The sequence below is a fragment of the Protofrankia sp. Cr1 genome (assembly GCF_963555865.1).
GTDB lineage: Bacteria > Actinomycetota > Actinomycetes > Frankiales > Frankiaceae > Protofrankia.
On sequence record NZ_CAUVXO010000051.1, the window covers coordinates 1 to 3,174 of the forward strand.

A 3,174-nucleotide genomic window follows, 5' to 3' on the forward strand; every position below is an offset into this window, starting at 1 on the left:
GGGGATGGGGATGGGCGGCAGCCAGTCCGATAGCCCGGCCAGTGCCATCGCCGCGTGGGTCCAACAGAATTTCAGCCCGGCAACGATCGGCGGTACGACCGTCTACGACCTGACCAGGACCAGCACCTGAGGCCCACCGCAGCGGGCCCGCCACGCAAGATCCATCCCGCAAGACCAGTCGCATAGCGCACGCATAGACAGGCCCAGACCGGGGACGCCAACCACGGGACATCGACCTGACGTCATGAACACAACCTGGGGACAGGTTTGTCCCAATCACAACAGATGATCTTTTTGACGGGTGTCCGGCTCGTGTCTGGCTCGGTGCGTCCAGGGTGGTCAGCGTAGGCCTGGTGGTGGGACGGGCCCTGCGGCCTTCTGGGTTGAACATCGCAATTAGCTATGCGTTGTTAGGCTCAGAAAATACCGGCTGGACCGCCCGAAGTCGGTCCTTGCCGGTCCCAGCCGATCATCGATTCCCAGCCGATCATCGATCGCCACCCCGGGGAGGTGTGGGATGTCAACGCCAAGAGTGCTCGGCGTCGTGCTGGCCGGTGGTGCGGGCAAGCGGCTCGCGCCGCTCACCGCCGACCGCGCCAAGCCGGCCGTCCCGTTCGGCGGCCTCTACCGATTGATCGATTTCGTCCTGTCGAACCTGGCCAACGCAGGCTACCTGCGGATCTGTGTTCTCACGCAGTACAAGAGCCACAGCCTGGACCGCCACATCACCACGACCTGGCGCATGAGCAATCTGCTCGACAACTACGTCACACCGGTACCTGCGCAGCAACGACTCGGCCCCCGGTGGTACACGGGGTCCGCGGATGCGATCCTCCAGTCGCTGAACCTCATCTACGATGATCAACCGGATATCGTGGTCGTGTTCGGCGCCGACCACGTCTACCGGATGGATCCGCGCCAGATGGTCGAGCAGCACCTGGCCAACAGGGCCGGGGTGACCGTCGCGGGGCTGCGTGTGCCCCGAATGGAGGGTAGGCAACTCGGTGTGATCCGCCCCGGTGCGGACGGCCGGACGATCGACGCCTTCCTTGAGAAGCCGGCGGATCCGCCCGGCCTGCCCGACAGTCCCGATGAGACGTACGCGTCCATGGGCAACTACGTCTTCTCCACGGACGTCCTGATCGAGGCGCTGCGGGCCGACGCGGACGACGACGACAGCGTCCACGACATGGGCGGCAGCATCATCCCGATGCTGACCAAAGAAGGTGTCGCGCAGGTCTACGACTTCACCGAGAACGAGGTGCCCGGAGCAAGCGAACGGGATCGGGGCTACTGGCGCGACGTCGGCACCCTCGACTCCTATTTCGACGCGCACATGGACCTGTGCGCGTTCGACCCGGTGTTCAACCTCTACAACCGGCACTGGCCGATCCTGACGAACGTCCCGTCCCTGCCGCCGGCAAAATTCGTCCACGAGGAACCGGGCCGGACCGGCATGGCGCTCAACAGCGTCGTCAGCAACGGAGTGATCATTTCTGGCGGGCTGGTGCGCCGGTCAGTCCTGTCGCCCGGGGTACGGGTGAACTCCTGGGCGCAGGTCGAAAATGCGGTCATACTGGATAACACGGTCATCGGACGGCATGCCGTGGTCCGCAACGCGATCCTCGACAAGAACGTGGTGGTACCCGAAGGTGGGCAGGTCGGGGTGGACAAGGAACACGACACCGCCCGCGGGTTCACGGTCAGCCCCGATGGCGTCACGGTCGTCGGCAAGGGCGTGACAATCACCGAGTGAGCTCGAAGTCGCTGGAGCACGCAAGGGCCAAAGGGCGCGCGACGATCGCCAGATCGCGCGCCCGCAGGCCGCAATCCCTGGAACGCTGAAGGGCCAAAGGGCGCGCGACGATCGCCAGATCGCGCGCCCGCAGGCCGCAATCCCTGGAGCACTGAAGGGCAGGTAATGCGCGTCTCGTTGCTGACCAGGGAGTACCCGCCGGAGGTCTACGGCGGCGCCGGAGTGCACGTCGAGTACCTCGCCCGCGAAGTCTCCCGGTTGGTGAACCTGACCGTGCACTGCCAGGGGGCCGACCGGCCGGGCTCGGACGGCATCGCGGTACGCGCGCACCGGCCGTGGGACCAGCTCGCGGACGCGGGTGAGGTGTTGCGGACTGTGTCGGCCGACCTGTCCGCAACGGCTGCCGTCGCCGACGCGGACCTGGTACATTCCCACACCTGGTACGCCAACCTTGCCGGGCATCTGGCATCCCTGCTCTACGGGATCCCGCACGTGATGACCTCGCATTCTCTTGAGCCGCAGCGGCCGTGGAAGGCCGAACAGCTCGGCGGTGGCTACGCACTGTCATCATGGTGCGAACGGGTGTCCATCGAGTCAGCCGCGGCGGTCATCGCGGTGAGCCAGGGCATGCGAGCCGATGTCCTGTCGGCCTACCCGGCGGTCGATCCGGCGAAGGTCCACGTCATCCGCAACGGGATCGACACCGACGAATACGCGCCGGACCCCGCGACCGATGTCCTGGCCCGCCACGGGGTGGACCCGGGGCAGCCGTCGGTGGTCTTCGTCGGTCGGATCACCCGGCAGAAGGGAGTGCCGGTGCTGCTGCGGGCCGCGGCCGAGCTCGACCCTCGGGCTCAGCTGGTGCTCTGCGCGGGCGCGCCCGACACCCCGCAGCTACTGGCCGAGGTCACCGACCTGGTCGACGGGCTACGTGACGTCCGCAAGGGTGTTGTGTGGATCTCCGGCATGCTTGCCAAGCCCGAGGTCATCCAGCTGCTCTCGCATGCGACCGTCTTCGTCTGCCCGTCGGTCTACGAGCCGCTCGGGATCGTCAACCTCGAGGCCATGGCGTGCAGCACGGCTGTGGTCGCCTCCCGGGTCGGGGGCATCCCCGAAGTGGTGGACGACGGCGTGACCGGGCTGCTCGTACCACCCGATGACCCCGCGGCGCTGGCCGCCGCCGTCAACGAACTGCTCACCGACCCGGCACGCGCCGCAGCCATGGGCCAAGCCGGCCGGGACCGCGCCGTCACCGAGTTCGGCTGGCCGGCGGTAGCCGAAAAAACCGCCCGCCTCTACGAGGCGCTGGTATCAGACCACGCTCAGGCCGGCGGGTAGGTCGGCGCGTCCGGTGAGCAGGAGGAGGATGTCGGCGGCGTCGGGCAGGGTCACGGCGATCTCGGCGGCGAGCAGCAGAC

2 protein-coding genes are annotated in these 3,174 nt (G+C 67.3%); both read left to right on the top strand.

The window, feature by feature from the left end:
* Nucleotides 1-517 precede the first annotated feature (517 nt).
* Nucleotides 518-1,756 carry a glucose-1-phosphate adenylyltransferase gene (gene glgC / locus U9980_RS07185; RefSeq protein WP_322767214.1) on the top strand — a complete coding sequence of 413 codons (1,239 nt, stop codon included), beginning with the start codon at nt 518-520 and terminating at the stop codon, nt 1,754-1,756.
* Between the two features lie 165 nt (nt 1,757-1,921).
* A complete protein-coding gene (glgA, locus tag U9980_RS07190) occupies nt 1,922-3,094 on the top strand; it encodes a glycogen synthase (protein WP_322767215.1) in 1,173 nt (390 codons plus the stop codon).
* Nucleotides 3,095-3,174 lie beyond the last annotated feature (80 nt).

Bases quoted from the DNA above. Each gene is read 5' to 3' on its own strand.
- glgA (WP_322767215.1), top strand. From the start codon at position 1,922: ATGCGCGTCTCGTTGCTGACCAGGGAGTACCCGCCGGAGGTCTACGGC.
- glgC (WP_322767214.1), top strand. From the start codon at position 518: ATGTCAACGCCAAGAGTGCTCGGCGTCGTGCTGGCCGGTGGTGCGGGC.